Source organism: uncultured Roseibium sp., assembly GCF_947499295.1.
Lineage (GTDB): Bacteria > Pseudomonadota > Alphaproteobacteria > Rhizobiales > Stappiaceae > Roseibium.
The window spans coordinates 173218-195823 of the sequence record NZ_CANMNP010000010.1 but is presented as its reverse complement, the minus strand read 5'-3'; the positions used below and the strand labels follow the sequence as shown (position 1 = coordinate 195823).

Sequence of the window (22606 nt, the reverse complement as noted above, 5' to 3'; positions counted from 1 at the left end):
CGTTAGTTTTCTGGCCAGGCATGAGCGCCGACAAAGGGAACAAACGCGACGCCACCCAGGTTTTCCGTTTCATAAGCTCCATCAGAAATGCGGTGGACGACGATCAGCTCCTGAAGCCTTCGGGATGGACCGACAGGAACCACGAGGCGACCACCAGGCTTCAGTTGCTCCTTGAGCGGTTCAGGAACAAAGGGGGCTCCGGCAGCGACCGCAATTGCATCGTAAGGGGCTCCCTCGGGATATCCGAGGCTGCCGTCTCCGCAGACAATGTCAATATTTCTGGATCCAGCCGCGATGAGGTTGTTTCTCGCAGTACCCACGAGCTCGGGAAGACGCTCGACACTGGAGACATGGGCACAGAGCTTGGCCAATACGGCTGCCGCATAACCGGACCCAGTTCCGACATCCAGGCAAATACCATCCTCTTTCAACTGCAATAATTCTGCCATCAGCGCGACGATGTAGGGTTGAGAAATGGTTTGGCAGTGTCCGATTGACAAAGGTCCGTCCCTGTAAGCGACGTGGCGTTGCTCAATAGGTACAAAAAGGTGTCTGGGTACAGACCGCATTGCATCGAGCACTCTGGGGTCTTTGACCCCACGCCTCTCCAGCTGGACCAGAACCATTTCGTCACGTTCTGCAGCAAAGGGGGCCATATGTGTGGCTCCAGTCTTTCACAACGAAGACGAGCATTTTTGTCGCGTCTCAAGATTCTATTAAACCTAACGCCTCATAGTACTCAGACAAAGAGACCAGAGTTGAAGCGTTAAGGTCCAAAGAGTGCCCCGAGCAGCTACCCGTCAGCGTAAGCAATCCTTTCTTCGTCGCCTGATAACGCCAGCGATCGCAATCGCAGCGCTTGGCTATTTTGGCTTTCATGCCATGAGCGGCGAGCTCGGGCTGGTTGGCAGAGCCATGATCGAGCGGCAAGTTTCAGAACTTGAGGCAGAGTTGGCCGACTTGTCCGCAGAGCGTCAAGAGCTTGTGGCAAGGGTCAGCCTGCTTCGGCCTGAGAGCCTTGATCCCGATATGCTTGATGAGCGTGCGCGTCTCAATCTTAATCTGGTTCACGAAACCGAGTTGGTTGTGCTTCGTCCTGGGCATCGATACGATGTGAACTAAAATTTGGTTTATTGTTCAAGATTAATCAAATTTCAGTTAAGTGTTATTTTTCTCTTCCAAAGCAATTATTTAAATCAATTCAAGAATCAGAAAACGATGGATTGGATTGACAGAAGGGAGCGGATAAGTTGCTCCTACCTGTCTTAGGGGAAACGTCACGCCGAGAAGAGGGTTATGGCCGCAGCAAGAAAAACCACTTCCGCTAGCTCAAAGAGCACAAGCCGGACCCGCAGCTCCGCCAAAAAGGCGAAGCCTGCGATCGCCGAGTTCGACAAGGACGAAGAACTCCACGCCTACCGCGAAATGCTACTCATTCGCCGATTCGAAGAAAAAGCCGGACAGCTGTACGGCATGGGTTTCATCGGCGGGTTTTGCCATTTGTACATCGGGCAGGAAGCTGTCGTCGTCGGTATGCAGATGGCCAAGAGAGACGGCGATCAGATGATCACCGGCTACCGTGATCACGGGCACATGCTGGCCATGGACCTCGACCCCAAGGGCGTGATGGCGGAACTTACCGGACGCCGCGGCGGCTTGTCGAAAGGCAAGGGCGGTTCAATGCACATGTTCTCCAAGGAAAAGCATTTCTATGGAGGCCACGGGATTGTTGGCGCACAGGTGTCGCTTGGAACGGGCCTGGGCTTTGCCAACAAATATCGGGACAACGGCAATGTTGCGATGGCTTTCTTCGGTGATGGTGCCTCCAATCAGGGGCAGGTCTACGAAAGCTTCAACATGGCCGAGCTTTGGAAGCTCCCCGTTGTTTACGTGATCGAAAACAACAAATACGGCATGGGTACAAGCGTTGCGCGCGCATCCGCAATGACCGACCTCTCCCAACGTGGTGCCTCCTTCGGCATCCCGGGCGAACAAGTGGACGGCATGGATGTCCGTGCAGTCAAGGCAGCCTCTGAAAAGGCATTGACTTGGTGCCGTGAAGGCAAGGGCCCGTTTATCCTGGAAATGATCACTTATCGCTATCGCGGTCATTCCATGTCCGACCCGGCGAAATACCGCTCTAAGGACGAAGTGCAGAAAATGCGGACCGAACACGATCCGATTGAGCAGGTTCGTGCCCGCCTTCTGGAAAACAAGTGGGCGAGCGAGGACGACCTCAAGGGCATCGACAAGGATGTCCGCGCACGGGTCGCCGAAGCTGCTGAATTTGCTCAGACTGATCCGGAGCCGGATGTGTCTGAACTCTACACTGACATTCTGCTTTAACGCCGGGGGAAAACATGCCGATCGACATTTTGATGCCGGCGCTCTCGCCGACAATGGAAGAGGGTAAGCTCGCCAAGTGGCTCAAAGCCGAAGGCGACACGGTATCCGCGGGCGACGTCATCGCGGAAATTGAAACAGACAAGGCAACCATGGAAGTGGAAGCCGTTGATGAAGGAACACTTGGCAAGATCCTTGTTGCCGAGGGAACCGACAATGTGAAGGTCAACGAGAAAATCGCCGTTTTGCTTGGCGAAGGTGAAGATGCCAGCGCGATCGATGCGGCTGCAGCGGCACCCGCTCCTGCTGCGGCACCTGCAGCCGCCGAAACACCGAGTGCGTCGGCAGTTGCCGCCGCACCGCAAGCGCCGGTCGCAGAAGCCGCCGAGGATCCGGAAGTTCCTGCCGGAACACCGATGAAATCATCGACGGTGCGCGAAGCATTGCGCGATGCCATGGCCGAGGAAATGCGCCGGGATCCGGACGTTTTTGTCATGGGTGAAGAGGTGGCCGAATACCAGGGGGCCTACAAGATCACTCAAGGCTTGCTGGATGAGTTCTCAGAAAAGCGCGTTATCGATACTCCGATCACTGAGCACGGCTTTGCCGGCCTCGGCGTTGGGGCGGCAATGGCAGGGCTGAAGCCCATTGTTGAATTCATGACGTTCAATTTCGCCATGCAGGGTATTGACCAGATCATCAACTCTGCGGCCAAGACGCTGTATATGTCCGGCGGCCAAATGGGTGCCCCGATTGTTTTCCGCGGGCCTAATGGCGCTGCGGCGCGTGTTGGTGCACAGCACTCTCAGGACTATGCCTCCTGGTATGCGCATGTTCCTGGTTTGAAGGTTATCCAACCTTACTCGGCCGCAGACGCGAAAGGCCTTTTGAAGGCTGCCATCCGTGATCCCAACCCGGTCATTTTCCTGGAAAACGAAATCCTCTATGGTCATTCGTTTGAAATCCCGGATGTTGACGACTTCGTGCTTCCGATTGGAAAGGCCAAGGTGGAGCGTGGCGGAACCGATGTGACCCTTGTTTCCTGGGGTATCGGCATGACCTATACGCTCAAGGCTGCTGATGAACTTGCCGGGATGGGAATTTCAGCTGAAGTCATCAACCTGCGTACGATCCGTCCCCTGGACATTGACACAGTGCTTGCATCAGTTCGCAAGACAGGGCGCGTGGTGACCATCGAGGAAGCATTCCCGATGTGCTCCGTATCATCGGAAATCGCTTATCAGGTTCAGGAACAGGCGTTCGACTATCTCGATGCGCCGATAACTCGGGTGACCGGCAAGGACGTTCCGATGCCTTATGCCGCAAACCTGGAAAAACTCGCATTGCCGACTGTTTCTGAAGTTATCGAAGCGGTGAAAGCCGTGACCTACACAGCCTGAGGCGGGGGAGACGGACATGCCAATTAATATCACCATGCCGGCCCTCTCTCCGACGATGGAAGAGGGCAACCTTGCCAAATGGTTGGTCAAGGAAGGCGACACGGTATCCGCGGGCGACGTCATCGCGGAAATTGAAACAGACAAGGCAACCATGGAAGTGGAAGCCGTTGATGAAGGTACGGTCGGCAAAATCCTGGTTGCCGAGGGCTCGAAAGGCGTAAAGGTCAACGAGTTGATCGCTGTTTTGCTGGAAGAAGGAGAAGACGCAAGTTCTATCGACACCTCAGGTGCTGCTGCTCCGGCTGCGGCTGTTGGCGAACCGGCACCTGCGGCTGACCCGGCTCCGGCCGCAGCGGCACCCGCTGCAGCTCCTGCAGGACCAGCTCCAGTTGCTTCTGATGGAACGCGCCTTTTTGCTTCACCTCTCGCAAGGCGGCTTGCCAAACTAAATTCGCTTGATCTTAACGCCCTGAAGGGAACCGGACCTCACGGCCGCGTTGTGAAGCGCGACATTGAGGCAGCTCTTGAAGCTGGGACCGGCAAGGTTGCTCCTGCCGCAGAAGCGACCAAAGCAGCTGCTGCAGCTCCGGCAACCGGACCTTCCGCCGATCAGGTGCTGAAACTCTTCGATGACGACAGCTACGAGCTGGTGCCGCATGATGGCATGCGCAAGACGATCGCAAAACGGCTTACCGAATCCAAACAGACGATCCCGCACTTCTATGTGTCTGTCGACGTGGAATTGGATGCACTGCTGGCATTGCGTGCGCAGCTCAATGGCTCCGCTTCAAAAGACAAGGACGGCAAGCCGGCCTACAAGCTTTCGGTCAACGATATGACGATCAAAGCGCTTGCTCTGGCCCTTCGTGACGTGCCGGATGCGAATGTGTCCTGGACCGACGACAACATGGTCATGCACAAGCATGCTGATGTGGGGGTCGCGGTGTCCATCCCCGGTGGTCTGATTACCCCGATCATCCGTAGCGCTGAAGAGAAGTCGCTGTCCGTCATCTCCAATCAGATGAAGGACCTTGGCAAGCGGGCAAAAGAACGCAAGTTGAAGCCTGAAGAATATCAGGGCGGGACGACGGCTGTGTCCAACATGGGCATGATGGGCGTCAAGAACTTCTCTGCGGTCGTGAACCCTCCGCACGCCACCATTCTTGCGGTTGGGGCAGGTGAAAAACGCCCTGTTGTCAAGGATGGTGAACTTGCAGTTGCCACGGTGATGAGCGTGACGCTGTCCACTGACCACCGTTGTGTGGACGGTGCACTCGGTGCCGAGCTGCTGGCAGCCTTCAAGGGCTACATCGAAAATCCAATGAGCATGCTGGTTTAAGGCCTCAGCTCCGGCGCGGCGGCAACGCCGCGCCGTTTTTCAAATGAAGTTTCATTTGCCGGGGAAAACACCATGGCTGATACCAACTACGACGTCATCATCATCGGCTCCGGGCCAGGTGGATACGTCACTGCTATTCGGTCCGCCCAATTGGGTTTGAAGACCGCAATCGTCGAACGGGAACATCTTGGCGGCATCTGCCTAAACTGGGGTTGCATCCCGACCAAGGCCCTGCTGCGTTCTGCAGAAATTCTCGATCATGCCAACCATGCCAAAAGCTTTGGTTTGACGCTTGAAGGTTCAATGAAAGCAGACGTGAAGGACGTTGTTGCCCGTTCGCGCGGTGTTTCGGCTCGTTTGAATGGCGGTGTCGGCTTTCTGATGAAGAAAAACAAGATCGATGTGATCTGGGGTGAAGCAAAACTTACAAAACCCGGGCAGATCGTCGTCGGAAAATCAACCAAACCGGTTGTTGAACCGCAGAATCCCGTGCCAAAGGGCGTAAAAGGTGAGGGCACATATAATGCCAAGCACATCATCGTCGCCACGGGCGCTCGTCCGCGTGCTCTGCCCGGCATCGAACCGGATGGAAAACTCATCTGGACCTATTTCGAGGCCATGAAGCCGGCCAAGATGCCAAAATCGCTGGTCGTCATGGGATCTGGCGCGATTGGCATTGAGTTTGCCTCTTTTTATCTTTCGATGGGTGTCGATGTGACGGTTGTCGAACTGATGGCCAACGTGATGCCCGTAGAGGACGAGGAAATCTCTAAATTTGCGCGCAAAGCCCTGGAAAAACGTGGACTGAAGATCATTACCGAAGCCAAGGTAACGAAAGTCGACAAAGCAGCGAACTCCGTTACCGCACATGTTGAAACCAAAGACGGAAAAGTCAGCCAGATCACAGCTGATCATCTTATTTCCGCAGTTGGGGTCCAAGGCAATATCGAGAATATCGGCCTTGAGGCACTTGGCGTGAAAACCGATCGAGGCTGTGTTGTCATTGACGAATATGGCCGGACCAGTGTTCCGGGTGTCTACGCCATCGGCGACGTTGCCGGTCCGCCGATGCTAGCCCACAAAGCAGAACATGAAGGTGTGATCTGCATTGAAAAGATTGCCGGGGTTCCGGGAGTTCACCCGATGGATCACCGCAAGATTCCGGGTTGTACCTATTGTAACCCGCAGGTCGCTTCCGTTGGACTGACCGAGGCCAAGGCCAAGGAGCTGGGACGCGACATCCGCGTCGGTCGTTACATGTTCAATGCGAACGGTAAGGCCATCGCTCTTGGCGAAGACAACGGCATGATCAAGGTCATTTTCGACAAGAAAACGGGCGAGCTTCTGGGCGCACATATGTGTGGGGCGGAAGTGACCGAGCTTATCCAGGGTTTCATTGTAGCGATGAACCTTGAGACGACCGAAGAAGAGCTGATGCATACGATTTTCCCACATCCGACACTGTCGGAAATGATGAAGGAAGCGGTGCTCGACGCTTACGGCAAAGTTCTCAACGCCTGACCGCGAAGTCTCCGGCCGGACAAGCGGCCGGAGCCACCCAGATGCAGGCAAAGAGGCCGTTATGCTTGCCTATCTTTCTGACGGATTGAGGTTTTTGTTTCGGGAGGGAAGCTGGTCTCTCAAACCTCATGAAGAGACAACGGTTATTGCTGCTCTGGCGGTACTGCCTGATGACCAGAGAACGTTGGCGACGAAGCAGCTTGGTCAGCGTTTTTTTGTCGAAAGACAGTCCGATGGCCGCATTCCCTGTTTCCGCTATTACGCAGAAAATAGCCTTTCCCGCTTGACCGGCAACTATTCAACTGGCGATCAGTTTATCAGCGTAAAACTACAAGCAGGAGACCGGAAAACTTCAGGCAAATTGGTGCTTCATGACGGGCTCGTGTTCGGTTTGGAGTTTTCCAAACCAAGCAGCTTTTTCAGGCAGGTGTGTGTCGATGTGATATCGGCAAGTTGTGATGATGGTTCGTTTGGTTACACTGCTGTTATCGATCGAGCCGAGCACGGTTCTGACAGAAATCAAACTTAAGGCGAGTGTGCAAAAATGGATATGAAGGCAATTTTGATCTGGGTTGCTATCGGTATTCTTGCTGGTTGGCTGGCGAGCATCGTGGTTGGAGGTGGTGGTCTGATCCGCTATCTGATTACCGGATTGATTGGAGCATTTGTCGGAGGGTTTCTGTTCAAGGTAGCCGGCATCAATCTCAATCTGGGGAACACTTTCGTCAACGAGATCGTTGTTGCTGCGATCGGTGCCGTCGTGGTCGTGTTGCTTGCACGCCTGATCTCGTAGCAAGGGAAGTAGGAGACCCGCGATGGGATGGATCATCACAATCATTATCGGTCTGATCGCGGGTGCTGTCGCACACCGGGTGCTCAATAGCCGGGGAGGATTTCTCGGAAGCCTCATTGTCGGTTTGATAGGCGCGTTGATCGGTGGCGAGCTTGCGTCGATACTAGATCTCAATTTGACGGGAGGCATTCTCGATCGCCTGATCATAGCTGTACTCGGCTCTATCCTGTTCCTGTTTCTTTGGCGAAAAATACGCAGCTGAATTGTCTGAGGTAGCCTGATGCTTCGTGACGAACGCGGCGTCGATTGAGTATCGCCGAGCTACGGATCGTTTTTACTTGGCCATGGGAAGCTGGCTGATTGGATGCTGGTGTGCTGAGGCCGTAGCGGGGCCAGCTCTGGGCTCGGTGCAGAAATCCATTTAAGTGAAGGCATGTGGAGATGCTCAAGGAATGCCGAATTGATGAGACCAACGATCAGTGATTTCCCCCTTCGTGCGATTGACAAACTTCGCTACGCGGATACCGATCGGCAGGGTCACGTCAACAATGCGGTTTTTGCCACATTCCTGGAAACGGGAAGGGTAGAAGTCATTTTTGGTCAAGAGCTGACAGATGCAGATGCATCATTCGTCATTGCACGCCTTGAATTGGATTTTCTGTCGGAAGTGAATTGGCCGGGTGAAGTGGAAATCGGGACGTCTGTCCAGGATATCGGGCGCAGCTCTTTCCGCCTTTTTCAGTTGGTTTTCCAGAATGGTGAACCTGTGGCAAAGGCGGTCACGGTAATCGTTCAGATGAATGAAACGACACGTAAATCTCATCCGCTCACAGAAGAAACCCGGCAAAAGCTGGAGAAACTGACCAGTCCTGCGCTAAACACATAGCTGGCTCAACAGCTTTCCATATTGACCTTTCAAGGGAAAAACGACACTTAAGGCTCATGGTTACGATCGTCGACACGCTAAACCGCCCGAATGAAAAATCCGATGCGCGTCCGCGTCATCCGGAGAAGGCTCATCGTCCCGACAATCCGGTCCAGCGGAAACCCAAATGGATCCGCGTCAAGGCACCAACTTCACCGATTTATCGCGAGACGCAGAATGTTGTGCGCGACAACAATCTGGTGACCGTGTGCGAGGAGGCCGGGTGTCCGAACATAGGTGAATGCTGGTCCAAAAAACACGCAAGTTTCATGATCCTTGGCGACACGTGCACGCGGGCATGCGCCTTCTGCAATGTGCGCACGGGAATGCCGGGCCCGATCGACCCCAAGGAACCTCAGGGTGTTGCAGATGCGGTCGCTGCCATGGGGCTGGAGCATGTGGTTATCACATCTGTTGATCGCGATGATCTGGAGGATGGCGGTGCTCGGCATTTTGCCGACGTTATCAACGCAATCCGCAAAACCTCACCAACAACAACGGTCGAAGTGCTGACACCGGACTTTCTCAGAAAAGACGGTGCCGCGGAAATCGTGGTTGATGCAAAACCCGACGTGTTCAATCACAATCTGGAGACTGTCCCCTCCAAGTATCTGACGGTGCGTCCGGGCGCGCGCTATTTCCACTCCATTCGTCTATTGCAAAAGGTGAAAGAGCTCGATGCCGAGATGTTCACTAAGTCAGGCATCATGGTTGGGCTCGGCGAAGAGAGAAATGAAGTTCTTCAGTTAATGGACGATCTGCGCGCTGCCGATGTGGATTTCCTGACGATCGGGCAATATCTGCAGCCGTCAAAGAAGCACCACCCAGTGATTTCGTTTGTCACGCCGGAGGAATTCAAGGGTTATGAGCGCATTGCCTATGCCAAAGGTTTCCTGAAGGTGTCCGCAACGCCATTGACGCGATCTTCCCACCATGCAGGCGAGGATTTCGCTGATCTCAGGGCTGCGCGAAAAGCAAAGCTCGGTCACTGAGCCGGACCTGAACTGGATCTGTTGAGCCGAATGCCGAGTTTTACTTCCAATCACACGGTCAATCACAAGGCGGACGACATGTTCCGCCTCGTCGCAGATGTGGAAAAATACCCGCAATTCGTGCCGCTCTGCCAGGGGCTGCATGTGCGCGGTCGCAAGGAACTTGAAAATGGCAACACGGTTCTGGTTGCCGATATGACTGTCGCCTATAAATTGTTCAAGGAGACATTTACCAGCCGTGTTGAACTTCGCCCCGAAGAACGGACAATACTGGTTGAATACCTGGATGGACCTTTCAAGCACCTGGAGAACACGTGGACCTTTGAGGACACAGGTGAGGGCAAGAGCAAGGTTGGGTTCTTTATCTCCTACGAATTCCGTAGCCGCACGCTCGGTTCGCTCATGGGCGTCATGTTCGACAAGGCGTTCCGGAAGTTTTCCAACGCGTTCGAAGCGCGGGCGGACCAGGTCTACGGTGCCTGACAATGCCTACTTGAACTGGCTGAACGCATCCCTGATTGTCCGCAAACGGGTCGATTTCATGTCGAGTGGTTCGTTTCTGCGCCTGATCTGTTCGATCTCCCGCTTTTTCAAACCTAGATCTTCAAGAGTCGCAAATGCAGAATAGTCGGAGCAGACCACACGGCGCTCTGCGCCGATGTTTTCTTCAACAATGAGGCTTCGGCCTGCCGCAACTTCTTCTTCCGTCCAGACAACTGTCCCGGACGACACCCAGAAGGTACGGTCGCAATAGCGGGCTTCGTGATAGCCTTTTTTGGGTAGTGTGAGGATTTCGTGGGATCCGTTGAACCCGCCGTTCGAATGGTCGGAACGGATATAGAAATCACCCTGCGCATACGCAGCTCCCGCCATGTAGACAGCGGATATCGTTGATAACGTCAGGAACGCAAGGGCGCGTTTCATACGGTTAATCCTTTTTGCTCGGCCCCCTTATTGCCTGCAACGTCTAAGTCTACCTGTATTGTTGTTACCCGAGCCTTACCATTGGCAGCTCGTTTTTCGCACTAGTTGCCTCGCAGCGTATTCGCAGCATCCTCGACCGTGGTTGGGCGGAAAGATTCTCTAATTGCCGCGAACCTGTTTACCGATTTCACAGTTGACCCGTCGTTTTGAACAATCACGCGGGGATCGTCGTAAATCCCCAGGTCTTCCAGGGTGACTTGCTCTTCAGGATGCGCGCAGATCGGCCGCCAGCCTTTGCCCCAGTTGTACTCAACGCGGACAATGTAGTTTTGTTCCACTTCTAGTTCGGTCCAGGCCACCGTCGCGTAGCGAACCCAGTACTTGCGTCCGCAATACTCGACTTGAACCAGTCCGTCCGACATCCTGCTGTAGATGCGGTGAGAACCACGAAACGCACTATAGTCGTCGCGTGACACGATATAGGTGTCTCCGACAGATTGAAGTTCGCCATCCGCTTTTGCAATTGCTCCGCTTGCAACCAGTATTCCAGCTGCAAGAAGCATATGTGCGACAGTCATTTACTCTTTCCCGTTTCGCAATTTTGATTGCGTCTTGGTTCTTGCCGAGCGTGACCATAAGGGAAGTGGTTGTAAAACCAGTTGCTACCGACAATTGAAGTTGATTAAAAATTTAGAGGTCAGATGATCTTTGGTGAATGACTGTGTTTTCTAGACTAGGGATACAGGAATTCGGTCTGTTACCCCGGGTTAGAACTTGCTCATATGCTTGAAGGCCGCCTCGGTTTGTAGCCTGTGGATATAGTTGACAGACGGCTTTGAGGATTGTTGCCAGGAACAAGCCGGGCAAGATCATTTTCGACACATACTGCGATCCCAAGAGGTATGAGTGTCACCTGATGCGCTGGTTCATCGCAAATATTGCGCCTGCCAAAACTGAAATTGTATTCAAGACGAACAGTGTTGCCGCAACCGGTTTCAACCTCTGCTCTGGCAACTGAGTGGCTCCGCACGATCTAGGTCCGATCATAATAGGAGCCTTCTCAAGGACGTCAGCCTTTTGAGAAACAAAACGTGACAACAGCCGAACAACCCAAAAGTGTCACGTGAAAACAGGAAGGGCCGGCATGCGGCGTAGTACTCTCCGCAAGAGTTGCTCTTGCGAGAATGACCTACGAGGTGATTAACACTGAAGTTCGTTTCACGGTGACCGGAATTATCGCTCAAGAGGGTTCAACGACTTGGACCACAACCAGTGTACGTTCAGCCAGCCTGGATTTGGACCTGCCTTGACACCTATTTACTCAGGCGACCGCATTTAGAATAGACGTTAAGGCGGTCTGCACGGTTTCAAGTCTGATCGACTGGCGGCCACGGTCCGCGAACCAGCAATGCATATGCTGCGTTGTTCCTCCCCGCACCGCGACGGCAACATGAACTGTCCCAACAGGCTTGTCTTCACTGCCGCCGTCGGGGCCGGCAATACCTGTTACGGAGACGGTTACATCCGCGTTGGAGTTTTTCAATGCGCCTTCCGCCATTGCCATCGCAACCTCCTTGCTGACGGCACCGACCTTTTGAATGAGATCCCGCGAAACGCCAAGCATTTCGGCCTTGGCTTCATTGGAGTAAGTGACAAACGAACGATCAACGACGGCCGAGGACCCGGCAATTTCAGTCAAAACACCGCTGATCAGGCCGCCGGTACACGATTCCGCTGTCGCGAGCATCAAGCCCTTGGCTTTCATGGCATCCAACACGTCGGTCGCCAGTGGAATGAGATCGTCCAGATTGTGTGGTGCAGAGCTGCTCATTTGGGTTTTCATCGGGGCTGAACTTTTTACTCGTCGTCATTGAAGGGGAGGCGCACAGTAACACTAGCAAGCGCTGCAATACCTTCTTTTCGGCCAGTAAACCCCAGTTTCTCTGACGTCGTCGCCTTCACAGAGACGCGTGCAAGCGGGAGTTCGCAGATACGTGCAACAGATGCACGAACTTTGTCACGGTGGGGTCCGACTTTGGGTTCCTCACAAACTATCGTCAGGTCGATATGTGCTATGCGGCCCCCAAGGACGGCAAGTCTCCTGACGGCGTATTGCTGGAACTGATCCGAAGACGCTCCTTTCCACTCAGGGTCAGATGGCGGGAAATGCTGACCGATGTCTCCGTCTCCAATAGCGCCAAGTGTTGCGTCGGTAATGGCATGAAGCGCAACATCGGCATCCGAGTGTCCTTTCAGACGCTTGGAATAAGGTATCGATACGCCTCCGAGAATGACTGCTTCACCGGCTTCAAAGGCATGAACGTCATAGCCGATGCCCACCCGAACGTCTGTCAATTTGCTAAGTGGGATCAGTGCTGGGGTTTCAGCTGTCATCTTTGAATAAGTTGCCTGTTTTTCAGCGCGCTCTAGGTCGGCGCCGGTTGTGATCTTGAAATTGGCCGGATCGCCGTCAGAAAGGGAAATGGTCATGCCATTCCACTCCGCAAGGCCTGTGTCGTCCGTGAAGGCTGTTTCTCCCGCAACTTGCGCCCGTTTGTGAGCTGCGAGGATCTTGTTGAACGGAAATCCCTGGGGGGTCTGGGCCGCCCACAGGCCAGTTCTGTCAACGGTTTCCAGACTGCCGTCAGATTGACCTGCCTTCTTGAGCGTGTCGGCAACTGGAACTGCGGCCAGTGCTCCCTCAACACCCTGGTCAAGCTTTTGAAGCAACCGGTCAACGATACCCGTGTCGACAAAGGGACGTGCGGCATCGTGAATGAGGACGTAGTCGCACGACAACTCCTCAAGCGCCTTCAGTCCCTCAAAAACCGATTTTTGCCTTGTCGCGCCACCTAAAACAGCCCTGCAAAGCTTTTGTTTGATCGGCTTTTCGATCGCGGATATCGCCTCTGAATAGAGATCCGCATCGTCTGGGTGAATGACGGTCACGATATGTGTGATCCGCGGATGATTTCCCAAAGCGTTCAGTGTATGGCTCAGAACAGGACTGTTCGCGAGGAGCTTATACTGCTTCGGCCGGGCGTCGGTTGCGTCTGCCAGGCGCGTTCCACGCCCAGCGGCAACGATCAGGGCTGCCGCGGATTTTGCCATGATCGCTTTCTCCAGGCTTTCCAAAAAATTCAAACTGACAGGCCGTCTTTAACTAAGAACCTGTTCAGACCGCAAATTATGTCTTGTTGCATTGCATTAATTGTCTACAATATAGGCAAATAAGAAAGTGCACAGGCATTAAGCAAAAATGAGAATCGCGTGTTACCTGTGGTGAAGACACTTAAGATTGGCAAGCACGAAGTGCCCAACAGGGCTGTGCTTGCACCGATGTCCGGCGTAACCGATCTGCCTTTTCGGCGGATCGCAGCGCGTTTTGGTGCAGGTATGGTTGTCAGTGAAATGGTCGCAAGCGAGTCCTTTGTAAAGGGTGACGCGGAAACGCAGATGCGTGCCGAGGCCCATGACCAGGGCTTGCACGTCGTCCAGCTTGCAGGGCGAGAAGTCCGCTGGATGGGGGAGGCGGCCAAGGTCATTGCCGATCTTGGTGCTGATATAATCGATATAAACATGGGGTGCCCAGCGAAGAAGGTCACCTCAGGCTATTCCGGCTCTGCTCTCATGCGCGATCTTGATCACGCATTGATGCTGATCGACGCAACCGTCGCAGCTGTTGATGTGCCGGTGACCTTGAAAATGCGTCTCGGGTGGGACGAGCAGTCTATCAATGCACCTGAGCTTGCCCGACGTGCCGAAGCTGCCGGTGTGAAACTCATCACGGTTCATGGTCGAACCCGGAACCAATTCTATAAGGGTGCAGCCAACTGGTCGGCTATTTCGCGGGTGAGAGCAGCCACTTCTCTTCCATTGGTCGCAAACGGTGACTGTAAAAGCAGTGCCGATGCACTGAACATGCTTGAAGCCTCTGGGGCCGACGCGGTCATGATCGGACGGGGAGCTTATGGCCGACCGTGGCTTCCGGGTTTCGTCGGACACTATCTTGCGACCGGTGAGCGGCTGCCTGAGCCAATGGGGAACGACCTCGCGGATCTGGTGATCGAGCACTATGAGAGCATTCTGAGCCACTATGGCGAAGGCAAGGGTGTTCGTATCGCCAGAAAACATGTTGGCTGGTATCTGGAACAATCCGTAGCGCTCGGGGCAATGCCAATGCCTGCTGCGCTCAAATCAATTCTTATGGCATCCCAAAATCCCAAAGAAGTGACCCGCATTGCTTATGACTGGATCTCTTCAGCAAATGAACGGACAGCTGCGTGAGCGATCTCAAGTCTGAAACGGGACGAACGGCCGCTTTGGCCAGCGATGGACCGATTATACTGGATGCATTGCCGCATCCTGTTTTGCTCGTGGCTCCGGACGGAGTGATCGAGTCTGCAAATATGGCCGCAGAAATTTTTATGCGATCTAGCGTGTCTGTACTGCGCCGACATCCAATCAGCGAATTTGTGCCTTTCGGCAGCCCACTTCTGACACTTATCGATCAAGTGCGAGAGCGTGCGGCACCGGTCAATGAGTACAAGGTCGACATTGGCTCGCCTCGAATTGGTGCTCCCAGGGTTGTGGACATAAATGCGGCTCCCGTCTCCGATCGGCCAGGTGCCGTGGTGTTGATGTTTCAGGAACGCACGATGGCTGAAAAGATCGACCGCCAGCTGACGTCGCGCGGCGCGGCACGCACGGTCACAGGTCTTGCAGCCATGCTGGCTCATGAGATCAAGAACCCTCTCTCCGGCATACGCGGTGCAGCCCAGCTGATGGAACAATCTGTACCTAGCGAAGACCGGGCCCTTGCCAGGCTGATTATGGATGAGACTGACCGGATCGTGAAACTGGTCGACAGGATGGAAGTCTTTTCCGATGAGCGCCCAATCGAGCGCGAGCCTGTCAACATCCACGTGGTGCTGGACCATGTGAAACGTCTTTCCGACAGCGGTTTTGCAAGAGACAAGCGTATTGTTGAGATTTACGACCCGTCTTTGCCACCCGTTTATGCAAATAAGGACCAGCTCATTCAGGTGTTCTTGAACCTCATCAAGAACGCCAGTGAAGCTATCGGCGATGACCCCGATGGAGAAATTCGCGTTTCCACGGCCTTCAGGCCCGGTGTCAGACTGTCTGTGCCAGGAACGGATGAAAAGGTGAGCCTACCGCTCGAATTCTGTGTTCAGGACAATGGTCCCGGTGTTCCAGACGACCTGTTACCGCACCTATTCGAACCATTCATAACGACGAAAACCAACGGATCCGGACTTGGACTTGCGCTGGTTGCAAAGATCATCGGCGACCACGGCGGTGTGATTGAATGCGACAGTCAGCGACACAAAACAGTCTTCCGTATCCTCATGCCCGCTTTTTCCGGCGAAGGAGCCTCCCACTCCCAAAAGCCGAACGAAGGGAATAGCTGACCATGCCGACCGGCACGATCCTAGTTGCAGACGACGACGCGGCCATTCGCACAGTTCTCAATCAGGCCCTTTCCAGGGCCGGGTACACTGTCCGGCTGACCTCTAACGCTTCGACCTTGTGGCGTTGGGTATCTTCAGGCGACGGAGATCTGGTTATCACTGATGTTGTGATGCCGGACGAGAATATTTTTGACGTGCTGCCACGCATGAAAAAAATGCGTCCCGAGTTGCCAGTTCTTGTCATGAGTGCCCAGAACACATTCATGACGGCGATCAAGGCGTCCGAGAAAGGCGCTTATGAATATCTTCCCAAGCCGTTTGACCTCAAAGAGCTGACCAGCATTGTTCAACGTGCATTGGAAGAGCCGAAAAAGCGGCCTTCCCTGGATCTGGATGATGCCGGTGAGGGAATGCCTCTTGTCGGCCGATCCCCGGCGATGCAGGAGATCTACCGGGTCCTGGCGCGTCTTATGCAAACCGACCTGACAGTCATGATCAACGGCGAGTCGGGAACGGGCAAGGAACTCGTTGCCCGAGCCCTTCATGACTACGGCAAAAGGCGGAATGGACCTTTTGTTGCAATCAACATGGCTGCCATCCCGAGAGACTTGATCGAAGCCGAACTCTTCGGCCACGAAAAGGGAGCGTTTACAGGCGCTCAAAATCGCAGTTCTGGCCGGTTCGAGCAGGCCGACGGCGGTACGCTCTTTCTAGATGAAATTGGCGACATGCCCATGGAAGCACAGACCCGTCTGTTGAGGGTTTTGCAACAAGGCGAATACACGACGGTTGGTGGGCGAACTCCGATCAAGACGGATGTCCGCATTATTGCCGCCACCAACAAGGATCTCAGGCACCTGATCAATCAAGGGCTTTTCCGCGAGGACCTCTATTTCCGTCTCAACGTGGTGCCTATAAGATTGCCACCGCTTCGCGAACGGATCGAAGACATTCCGGATCTCGTTAGACACTTCTTCTCACTGGTTGAGAAGGAGGGTTTGCCGGCCAAACAGATCGACCAGGAAGCGCTCAATCTTCTGCGACGGTATCGCTGGCCGGGGAACGTTCGCGAGCTTGAAAATCTCGTTCGCCGACTGGCAGCACTTTATCCTCAGGATGTCATAAGTGAAAACTTGCTGGAGCAGGAGCTCAGCCATCCTTCTGTTGCATCGGTTGAAGAGGAAACAACTGAGAACATCAATCTCGGCGGCTCTGTTGAACGTTATCTGGCAGGCTACTTCGATACTTTCGGAGACGCGTTGCCGCCTCCAGGGCTTTATCATCGCATTCTGCGTGAAGTCGAATATCCACTGATCAGTGCTGCATTGGCAGCAACGCGCGGCAACCAGATCAAGGCGGCAGAACTCCTCGGCGTCAATCGAAACACTTTGAGGAAGAAGATCCGGGATCTGGACATTCAGGTTATGCGTTCGGTTCGTTGATTGCCGGCGAGCGTTTGTCGCTGTCTTGCCAGATTATCCTTTGATGACGGAACAATGAGACCCCGCGCCCCTGAGTGCGGCGCGGGAGCATATTTGTACACTCAGATCTGTCGCCGGCCCGAATAAGGGGTCCGATGTGCACTGCGATTGAACGTTTGACAAAGACTTGATCTTGAATAAAGTTATATAAAACAAGTATCTAAGCCTGTTCATGCAGTCTTCCACCGCATTTTTTCAGTGATGCTTCCACCCTGTCGCAATTTCGCAACATTGTGTGATAAGTTTGCCGCATAAAACAATACTGGATGCGGCCGGAATATTGTGGCCGCCGTGCTGAGGCTTAATGATACTGGAAGCGGAACAGCGATCGGCAGCGCAGTCGAGTGCGGCAGGGAAACTCTGGCGCCGCGCAGGCCTCGCGATCATGGTTGTCGCCCTGATTTCGATTGGCGTGACATTTGCCATTCTGATGGGCCTGACGGCCATCGACCCGACTCGGGAAGTCATTGTCACCGCAATGACGATCAATGGCGCGCTCGCCGCAGTATTGCTCGGTGTCATTTCCGTTGAAATTCTGAAGCTCTGGCAGGCGCGAAGGCGCGGCCGTGCCGCGGCTCGTCTTCACGTTCGCGTCGTTGCCCTTTTCAGTGTCGTTGCAGCCGTACCAGCGATCCTCATGGCTATTCTTGCAGCTATTACGCTGGACCGGGGCCTTGATCGCTGGTTTGAAGAGCGAACGCGCCAGATCATCGATAATGCTCTCACGGTCGCGCAGGCCTATCTGCAGGAACATGCGCGCGTGTTGCGTGGCGATCTGATCGCCATGACAAATGATATCGATCGCGCTAAGGCCGTTTACGACTTCGAACCCACACGATTCGACCAGTTTTTCGCTACCCAGGTCTCTTTGCGCGGGATTCTGGCCGCGTTTATCCTGGATAGCGAAGGCAAGGTGGTGACGCGTGTCGTGCTGGATCCAAACGCCGATGTTCCGCTGCCACCGGCTGACAGTTTTTTCAAGGCAAAGTCCGGCGATCCGATCCTGATTGCACCCGGCAGTTCCAACATCGTCGGCGGCATCATGAAGTTGTCCGCATACGATAATTTCTATCTTTACGCTGTCCGTGCCATCGATCCCCGCGTTGTTGAGTACTTGCGCCTGGCGGAGACCGGGGCCTCCCAATACCAGCAGATGGAAAGCAGCAGGTTCGGAGTACAGGTCGCCTTTGCTCTTGTTTATCTTGGCGTGGCGCTGGTTCTTCTCTTGTCGGCTATCTGGATAGGTTTTGGTTTCGCCAATCGGCTTGTGTCGCCAATCAGAACGTTGATTTCGGCTGCTGACGAAGTTGCCAAAGGCAACCTCGCAGTGAAGGTTCGAACGGAAAAGTCAGGGGGAGACCTCGCAAATCTCGGGACCACCTTTAACAAGATGACCGGGCAATTGCTCGGCCAGCGCGATGCCTTGCTTGCGGCCAATGAACAGATCGACCGGCGACGGCGGTTTAATGAGGCCGTTTTGTCCGGGGTCTCAACGGGTGTGATCGGGATAGACGATGAAGCGTCCATCATGTTGATCAACCGGTCCGCGTTGGAGCTTCTGCAGCTTGATGAGATTCAGATCCTGAACAAGCCCTTGATGGAGGTTGTTCCAGAGCTGGACGAGTGTATCGGCGAGCTCCTGGAAAATGATGGTGACCGGCTGCCTGAGCGACAGATTGAGATTGCGCGCGGCGGCCGTCTCAGGACAATCAACGTTCGCATCACGACCGAACAGTCGACCCGCCGCGAACACGGATTTGTGGTGACCCTGGACGACATCACGGATCTAGTGTCGGCCCAGCGCAATTCGGCCTGGGCGGACGTTGCACGCAGAATTGCTCATGAAATCAAGAATCCTCTGACGCCGATTCAGCTGTCGGCAGAACGAATCCGGAGACGATATGGCAAACGGATTGAGGAAGATCGTCAGGTTTTCGACCAATGCATCGATACGATTGTTCGGCAGGTGGGCGATATTGGTCAGATGGTTGACGAGTTCTCGTCCTTTGCCCGTATGCGCAAGCCCAACAAGTCATCGGGAGATCTTCGGGAAGCCGTGAGAGATGCCGCCTTCATGCAGTCTGTTGCCAATCCGGATATCAGCGTAACAGCAGATGTTCCTGACACTCCGGTCAAGGCTGTGTTTGACGCGAGGCTTATCGGGCAGGCGTTGACCAATGTCGTCAAGAACGCGACCGAAGCCGTATCAGCCCGCGAAGGGGAAGACGTGCCGAAGGGCACAGTCGAGGTTCGTCTGTCAGGAGAAGGGCCGGACCAATCGGGTCGCATTGTCATCGATGTGATCGACAACGGAGTTGGCTTGCCTGAGCAAAATCGCAGCCGCTTGCTGGAGCCTTATATGACAACGCGTGAGAAGGGGACCGGTTTGGGTCTCGCAATCGTGCGCAAGATTTTGGAAGACCACGGGGGCGGTATTGAATTGCTCGACGCGCCCAAAGACGATCCTTCAGACACGGGAACTCTTGTTCGACTGACTTTGGCCGCCAAAGCCGAGATTGAGCTGGAACCCGAGCAACAACAAGAAGCAGCGACTGCTCATGGCACATGATATTTTAGTTATAGACGATGAAACCGACATTCGTGAAATGATTGCCGGTATTCTGGACGATGATGGTTACGGTACCAGGACAGCGCACGATTCAGACAGCGCTCTCGCTGCGGTGAAAGAGCGTAAACCGTCGCTTGTCATTCTCGACATCTGGCTGCAGGGAAGCCGGCTTGACGGTTTGGCGCTTCTGGATCTGTTCAAGGATTCCAACCCGGACATGCCGGTTGTCATCATATCCGGTCATGGCAACATCGAAACGGCTGTCTCGGCAATCAAGCGCGGCGCATATGACTACATTGAGAAACCATTCAAGGCAGATCGCCTTATTCACATCGTAGAACGCGCACTGGAAGCCTCAAGTCTTAAACGTGAGATCCGGGATCTCAAGCAACGTAGCGGCGAAACCAGTGATATCATCGGAAACTCTTCTGCAGCACATGGTCTCAGACAGACCATTCAGAAGATTGCCGGTACCAATAGCCGTATCCTGATCGTCGGTCCTTCGGGGGCCGGCAAGGAACGTGCGGCCCGAATGATTCATGATTTGTCGCCCCGGATCAAAAGCCCGTTCGTGGTGCTCAATGCGGCCACCATCACGCCTGCGCGAATGGAAGAAGAGCTGTTCGGTATCGAGGACGAGAACGGAAATCTGCGCAAGATCGGTGCGCTTGAGGAAGCCCATGGCGGCACATTGTATCTCGATGAAGTTGCCGATATGCCTGCTGAAACCCAAGGCAAGATCCTGAGGGTGCTTGTCGAACAGAGCTTTTCACGTGTCGGCGGAACGCAGAAAGTACAAGTTGATATCCGTATCCTGTCTTCAACGTCGAAGAACCTTGAAGAGCATATTGCTTCCGGACTCTTCAGACAGGATCTTTATCACCGGTTGAGTGTTGTCCCTCTCAGGGTGCCAGGGCTCGCTGAACGGCGTGAAGACATCCCGGTTCTCGTACACCATTTCATGGAGCAGATTTCCGGTGCCTCGGGTATACCGCTTCGCCCGATTGGCGACGATGCGATGGCGGTCCTGCAAACTCATGACTGGCCAGGCAATGTTCGCCAGCTGCGCAACAATGTTGAGCGACTGATGATCCTTAGCCGTGGTGATCCGGACAGCACCATCACAGCGGATTTGTTGCCTGCCGAAATCGGTGAAACCTTGCCGAGCCTGCCGAGCTCAGGAACGGGTGAGCATCTCATGTCCGTTCCGTTGCGCGAAGCGCGAGAGATTTTCGAGCGTGAATATCTCCAGGCTCAAATCAAGAGATTTGACGGGAACATCTCGCGGACTGCAGAATTTGTCGGTATGGAACGGTCTGCGCTTCACCGGAAACTGAAGACCCTGGGTATGACCTGACGCCCGGTGAACATCGGAACTAGTCAGCAGAGTAGGGAAGGGTTCTTTCCATGAAAATCGTGATTTGCGGCGCAGGTCAGGTCGGGTACGGCATCGCCGAACGATTGGCCGCCGAACAGAACGATGTGTCCGTGATCGACTCCGCGCCAGAGTTGATCAATGCCATTGGCGATCAACTCGATGTCCGCGGCTTTGTCGGCCATGGTGCGCATCCGGATGTTCTCGCGCAGGCCGGCGCTGAGGAAGCCGACATGATTGTCGCCGTCACGCTCTATGACGAAGTCAACATGGTGGCCTGTCAGGTTGCGCATTCGCTGTTCAACGTGCCGACAAAGGTGGCCCGAATCCGCGCGCAGTCCTATCTTCAGGGCCGTTGGCGCAACCTTTTTTCGCGCGACAACATGCCGATCGACGTGATCATTTCGCCGGAAATCGAAGTCGGCGAGATGGTGCTGCGTCGCCTGGCATTGCCCGGTGCTGTTGAAACGGTACGGTTCGCCGATGATCAAATAGTCGTCGTCGGCATCATGTGCGAAGATGATTGCCCGGTCATCGACACGCCGCTGCGTCAGCTAACCGAGCTATTTCCAGATCTCGGGGCCGTTGTGGTCGGGCTCTATCGAAACAATCGCCTTTTTGTGCCAAAGAGCAGCGACTCTATTCTGACCGGTGATCTTGCCTATGTGGTTGCCCGCAGGGATCAGGTCAGGCGCACACTCAGCATTTTCGGACATGAGGAGCCGGAAGCGGCCAAGGTAATTATTGCCGGAGGCGGGAACATTGGTCTTTATGTCGCCAAGGCACTGGAACAGCGTCAGTCCGGAACAAAAATCAAACTGATTGAAGCCTCGCGAGAACGTGCGATTACCGTGGCGGATGACCTTAAGAGATCGGTCATTCTTCATGGTAGTGCACTCGATCAAAAGATCCTCAATGAAGCGGACGCAGGCGACGCCGACACCATGGTCGCTCTGACCAATGAGGACGAGGTCAATATCCTGTCGTCGGTGATGGCCAAAAAGCTCGGTTGCAAGCGGTCATTGTCCTTGTTGAACAATCCGAGTTATCCCGCCTTTGCCAATGCGCTCGGCATCGACGCTTTCATCAATCCGAGAGCGGTGACGATCTCGCGCATTCTACAGCATGTCCGGCGCGGCCGTATCAGAGGGGTTCACTCTCTGCAAAACGGTGCTGCCGAGATTGTCGAGGCTGAGGCACTGGATACTTCACCTCTTGTCGGCAAACCTCTGAGGGTGATTGATCTGCCATCAGGTATCCGCGTCGGTGCAGTTTTTCGCGAGGGTAAGGTCCTGACACCAAATGGCGATCTGCAGATCCAGGCGCAGGACCGCATCGTGATCTTCGCCGTCGCCAACAGAGTGCGCCAGGTGGAACAAATGTTCCGAGTCAGTCTCGACTTCTTCTGATCGACTGCCGATTTTCTAGTCTTGCAATTGCCTGACCGAAAGGTCAAAAATGACCTCAATACCGATTGGTTTGAATAGATCCGGTCCCCGAACGGAGGAA

At 54.3% G+C, this 22606-nt stretch carries 22 protein-coding genes; 17 read left to right on the top strand and 5 right to left on the bottom strand.

The features are described from left to right. Positions 1–2: 2 nt before the first annotated feature. Positions 3–656, bottom strand: a complete 654-nt coding sequence (locus tag Q0835_RS16915; protein ID WP_298963171.1) for a protein-L-isoaspartate(D-aspartate) O-methyltransferase — start codon at positions 654–656, stop codon at positions 3–5. A 124-nt stretch (positions 657–780) separates the two neighbouring features. On the opposite strand from Q0835_RS16915, the gene Q0835_RS16910 reads away from it, so the two are divergent. The 11 genes from Q0835_RS16910 to Q0835_RS16860 all read left to right on the top strand — a co-directional run bounded on the left by Q0835_RS16910 (position 781) and on the right by Q0835_RS16860 (position 9796). Further along, positions 781–1122, top strand: coding sequence for a septum formation initiator family protein (locus tag Q0835_RS16910; RefSeq protein WP_298963168.1), 342 nt, complete (start codon positions 781–783; stop codon positions 1120–1122). Between the two features lie 174 nt (positions 1123–1296). Then, positions 1297–2346 (top strand): pyruvate dehydrogenase (acetyl-transferring) E1 component subunit alpha, encoded by a 1050-nt coding sequence (gene pdhA / locus Q0835_RS16905; RefSeq protein ID WP_298821920.1) that lies wholly within the window; start codon positions 1297–1299, stop codon positions 2344–2346. Between the two features lie 14 nt (positions 2347–2360). Further along, entirely contained in the window at positions 2361–3743 is a 1383-nt protein-coding gene (locus Q0835_RS16900) for a pyruvate dehydrogenase complex E1 component subunit beta (RefSeq protein ID WP_298963165.1), read from the top strand. Positions 3744–3759: 16 nt separating this feature from the next. Then, positions 3760–5082: a pyruvate dehydrogenase complex dihydrolipoamide acetyltransferase gene (locus Q0835_RS16895; protein WP_298963162.1), complete on the top strand. Its 1323-nt coding sequence runs from the start codon at positions 3760–3762 to the stop codon at positions 5080–5082. Positions 5083–5154: 72 nt separating this feature from the next. Beyond that, a complete protein-coding gene (lpdA, locus tag Q0835_RS16890; RefSeq protein ID WP_298821917.1) occupies positions 5155–6603 on the top strand; it encodes a dihydrolipoyl dehydrogenase in 1449 nt (482 codons plus the stop codon). 61 nt (positions 6604–6664) lie between these two features. Next, on the top strand, positions 6665–7132 hold the full coding sequence (locus tag Q0835_RS16885) for a hypothetical protein (RefSeq protein ID WP_298963160.1): 468 nt from the start codon (positions 6665–6667) through the stop codon (positions 7130–7132). A 15-nt stretch (positions 7133–7147) separates the two neighbouring features. Then, positions 7148–7396: a GlsB/YeaQ/YmgE family stress response membrane protein gene (locus Q0835_RS16880; protein WP_298821915.1), complete on the top strand. Its 249-nt coding sequence runs from the start codon at positions 7148–7150 to the stop codon at positions 7394–7396. Positions 7397–7418: 22 nt separating this feature from the next. Then, positions 7419–7658, top strand: a complete 240-nt coding sequence (locus Q0835_RS16875; protein ID WP_298821914.1) for a GlsB/YeaQ/YmgE family stress response membrane protein — start codon at positions 7419–7421, stop codon at positions 7656–7658. Positions 7659–7859: 201 nt separating this feature from the next. After that, positions 7860–8282: a thioesterase family protein gene (locus Q0835_RS16870; RefSeq protein WP_298821913.1), complete on the top strand. Its 423-nt coding sequence runs from the start codon at positions 7860–7862 to the stop codon at positions 8280–8282. A gap of 56 nt (positions 8283–8338) precedes the next feature. Then, positions 8339–9313 carry a lipoyl synthase gene (lipA, locus tag Q0835_RS16865; protein ID WP_298963157.1) on the top strand — a complete coding sequence of 325 codons (975 nt, stop codon included), beginning with the start codon at positions 8339–8341 and terminating at the stop codon, positions 9311–9313. A gap of 30 nt (positions 9314–9343) precedes the next feature. Next, on the top strand, positions 9344–9796 hold the full coding sequence (locus Q0835_RS16860) for a type II toxin-antitoxin system RatA family toxin (protein WP_298963154.1): 453 nt from the start codon (positions 9344–9346) through the stop codon (positions 9794–9796). 6 nt (positions 9797–9802) lie between these two features. On the opposite strand, the gene Q0835_RS16855 is transcribed toward Q0835_RS16860, so the two are convergent. The 4 genes from Q0835_RS16855 to Q0835_RS16840 form a co-directional block, all read right to left on the bottom strand. Next, on the bottom strand, positions 9803–10237 hold the full coding sequence (locus Q0835_RS16855) for a hypothetical protein (protein WP_298963151.1): 435 nt from the start codon (positions 10235–10237) through the stop codon (positions 9803–9805). Between the two features lie 101 nt (positions 10238–10338). Continuing rightward, positions 10339–10815, bottom strand: coding sequence for a hypothetical protein (locus tag Q0835_RS16850; protein WP_298821910.1), 477 nt, complete (start codon positions 10813–10815; stop codon positions 10339–10341). Positions 10816–11558: 743 nt separating this feature from the next. Next, a complete protein-coding gene (locus Q0835_RS16845; protein ID WP_298963148.1) occupies positions 11559–12068 on the bottom strand; it encodes a CinA family protein in 510 nt (169 codons plus the stop codon). Between the two features lie 26 nt (positions 12069–12094). Next, positions 12095–13348 carry a bifunctional 2-C-methyl-D-erythritol 4-phosphate cytidylyltransferase/2-C-methyl-D-erythritol 2,4-cyclodiphosphate synthase gene (locus Q0835_RS16840; RefSeq protein ID WP_298963145.1) on the bottom strand — a complete coding sequence of 418 codons (1254 nt, stop codon included), beginning with the start codon at positions 13346–13348 and terminating at the stop codon, positions 12095–12097. A 168-nt stretch (positions 13349–13516) separates the two neighbouring features. Here Q0835_RS16840 and dusB point away from each other — a divergent pair, with 168 nt between their 5' ends. The 6 genes from dusB to trkA all read left to right on the top strand — a co-directional run bounded on the left by dusB (position 13517) and on the right by trkA (position 22506). Next, positions 13517–14524 (top strand): tRNA dihydrouridine synthase DusB, encoded by a 1008-nt coding sequence (gene dusB / locus Q0835_RS16835; RefSeq protein WP_298963257.1) that lies wholly within the window; start codon positions 13517–13519, stop codon positions 14522–14524. Beyond that, positions 14521–15672 carry a nitrogen regulation protein NR(II) gene (locus Q0835_RS16830; protein ID WP_298821907.1) on the top strand — a complete coding sequence of 384 codons (1152 nt, stop codon included), beginning with the start codon at positions 14521–14523 and terminating at the stop codon, positions 15670–15672. The genes dusB and Q0835_RS16830 overlap by 4 nt, the downstream gene beginning before the upstream one ends. Positions 15673–15674: 2 nt before the next feature. After that, a complete protein-coding gene (ntrC, locus tag Q0835_RS16825; RefSeq protein WP_298821906.1) occupies positions 15675–17114 on the top strand; it encodes a nitrogen regulation protein NR(I) in 1440 nt (479 codons plus the stop codon). Positions 17115–17457: 343 nt separating this feature from the next. Continuing rightward, the gene (locus Q0835_RS16820; protein WP_298963143.1) at positions 17458–19722 is read left to right on the top strand and encodes a PAS domain-containing sensor histidine kinase; all 2265 of its coding nucleotides are present in this window, start codon (positions 17458–17460) and stop codon (positions 19720–19722) included. Beyond that, the gene (locus Q0835_RS16815) at positions 19712–21079 is read left to right on the top strand and encodes a sigma-54 dependent transcriptional regulator (protein WP_298821904.1); all 1368 of its coding nucleotides are present in this window, start codon (positions 19712–19714) and stop codon (positions 21077–21079) included. Before Q0835_RS16820 ends, Q0835_RS16815 begins: the two co-directional genes overlap by 11 nt. 50 nt (positions 21080–21129) lie before the next feature. Next, positions 21130–22506, top strand: a complete 1377-nt coding sequence (gene trkA / locus Q0835_RS16810; protein ID WP_298821903.1) for a Trk system potassium transporter TrkA — start codon at positions 21130–21132, stop codon at positions 22504–22506. Positions 22507–22606: the final 100 nt, after the last annotated feature.

Bases quoted from the DNA above. Each gene is read 5' to 3' on its own strand.
- Q0835_RS16855 (WP_298963151.1), bottom strand. From the start codon at position 10,237: ATGAAACGCGCCCTTGCGTTCCTGACGTTATCAACGATATCCGCTGTC.
- trkA (WP_298821903.1), top strand. From the start codon at position 21,130: ATGAAAATCGTGATTTGCGGCGCAGGTCAGGTCGGGTACGGCATCGCC.
- Q0835_RS16880 (WP_298821915.1), top strand. From the start codon at position 7,148: ATGGATATGAAGGCAATTTTGATCTGGGTTGCTATCGGTATTCTTGCT.
- Q0835_RS16875 (WP_298821914.1), top strand. From the start codon at position 7,419: ATGGGATGGATCATCACAATCATTATCGGTCTGATCGCGGGTGCTGTC.
- Q0835_RS16860 (WP_298963154.1), top strand. From the start codon at position 9,344: ATGCCGAGTTTTACTTCCAATCACACGGTCAATCACAAGGCGGACGAC.
- Q0835_RS16870 (WP_298821913.1), top strand. From the start codon at position 7,860: ATGAGACCAACGATCAGTGATTTCCCCCTTCGTGCGATTGACAAACTT.
- Q0835_RS16900 (WP_298963165.1), top strand. From the start codon at position 2,361: ATGCCGATCGACATTTTGATGCCGGCGCTCTCGCCGACAATGGAAGAG.
- Q0835_RS16840 (WP_298963145.1), bottom strand. From the start codon at position 13,348: ATGGCAAAATCCGCGGCAGCCCTGATCGTTGCCGCTGGGCGTGGAACG.
- Q0835_RS16885 (WP_298963160.1), top strand. From the start codon at position 6,665: ATGCTTGCCTATCTTTCTGACGGATTGAGGTTTTTGTTTCGGGAGGGA.
- Q0835_RS16850 (WP_298821910.1), bottom strand. From the start codon at position 10,815: ATGACTGTCGCACATATGCTTCTTGCAGCTGGAATACTGGTTGCAAGC.
- lpdA (WP_298821917.1), top strand. From the start codon at position 5,155: ATGGCTGATACCAACTACGACGTCATCATCATCGGCTCCGGGCCAGGT.
- Q0835_RS16895 (WP_298963162.1), top strand. From the start codon at position 3,760: ATGCCAATTAATATCACCATGCCGGCCCTCTCTCCGACGATGGAAGAG.
- ntrC (WP_298821906.1), top strand. From the start codon at position 15,675: ATGCCGACCGGCACGATCCTAGTTGCAGACGACGACGCGGCCATTCGC.
- Q0835_RS16820 (WP_298963143.1), top strand. From the start codon at position 17,458: ATGATACTGGAAGCGGAACAGCGATCGGCAGCGCAGTCGAGTGCGGCA.
- Q0835_RS16815 (WP_298821904.1), top strand. From the start codon at position 19,712: ATGGCACATGATATTTTAGTTATAGACGATGAAACCGACATTCGTGAA.
- lipA (WP_298963157.1), top strand. From the start codon at position 8,339: ATGGTTACGATCGTCGACACGCTAAACCGCCCGAATGAAAAATCCGAT.
- Q0835_RS16915 (WP_298963171.1), bottom strand. From the start codon at position 656: ATGGCCCCCTTTGCTGCAGAACGTGACGAAATGGTTCTGGTCCAGCTG.
- pdhA (WP_298821920.1), top strand. From the start codon at position 1,297: ATGGCCGCAGCAAGAAAAACCACTTCCGCTAGCTCAAAGAGCACAAGC.
- Q0835_RS16845 (WP_298963148.1), bottom strand. From the start codon at position 12,068: ATGAGCAGCTCTGCACCACACAATCTGGACGATCTCATTCCACTGGCG.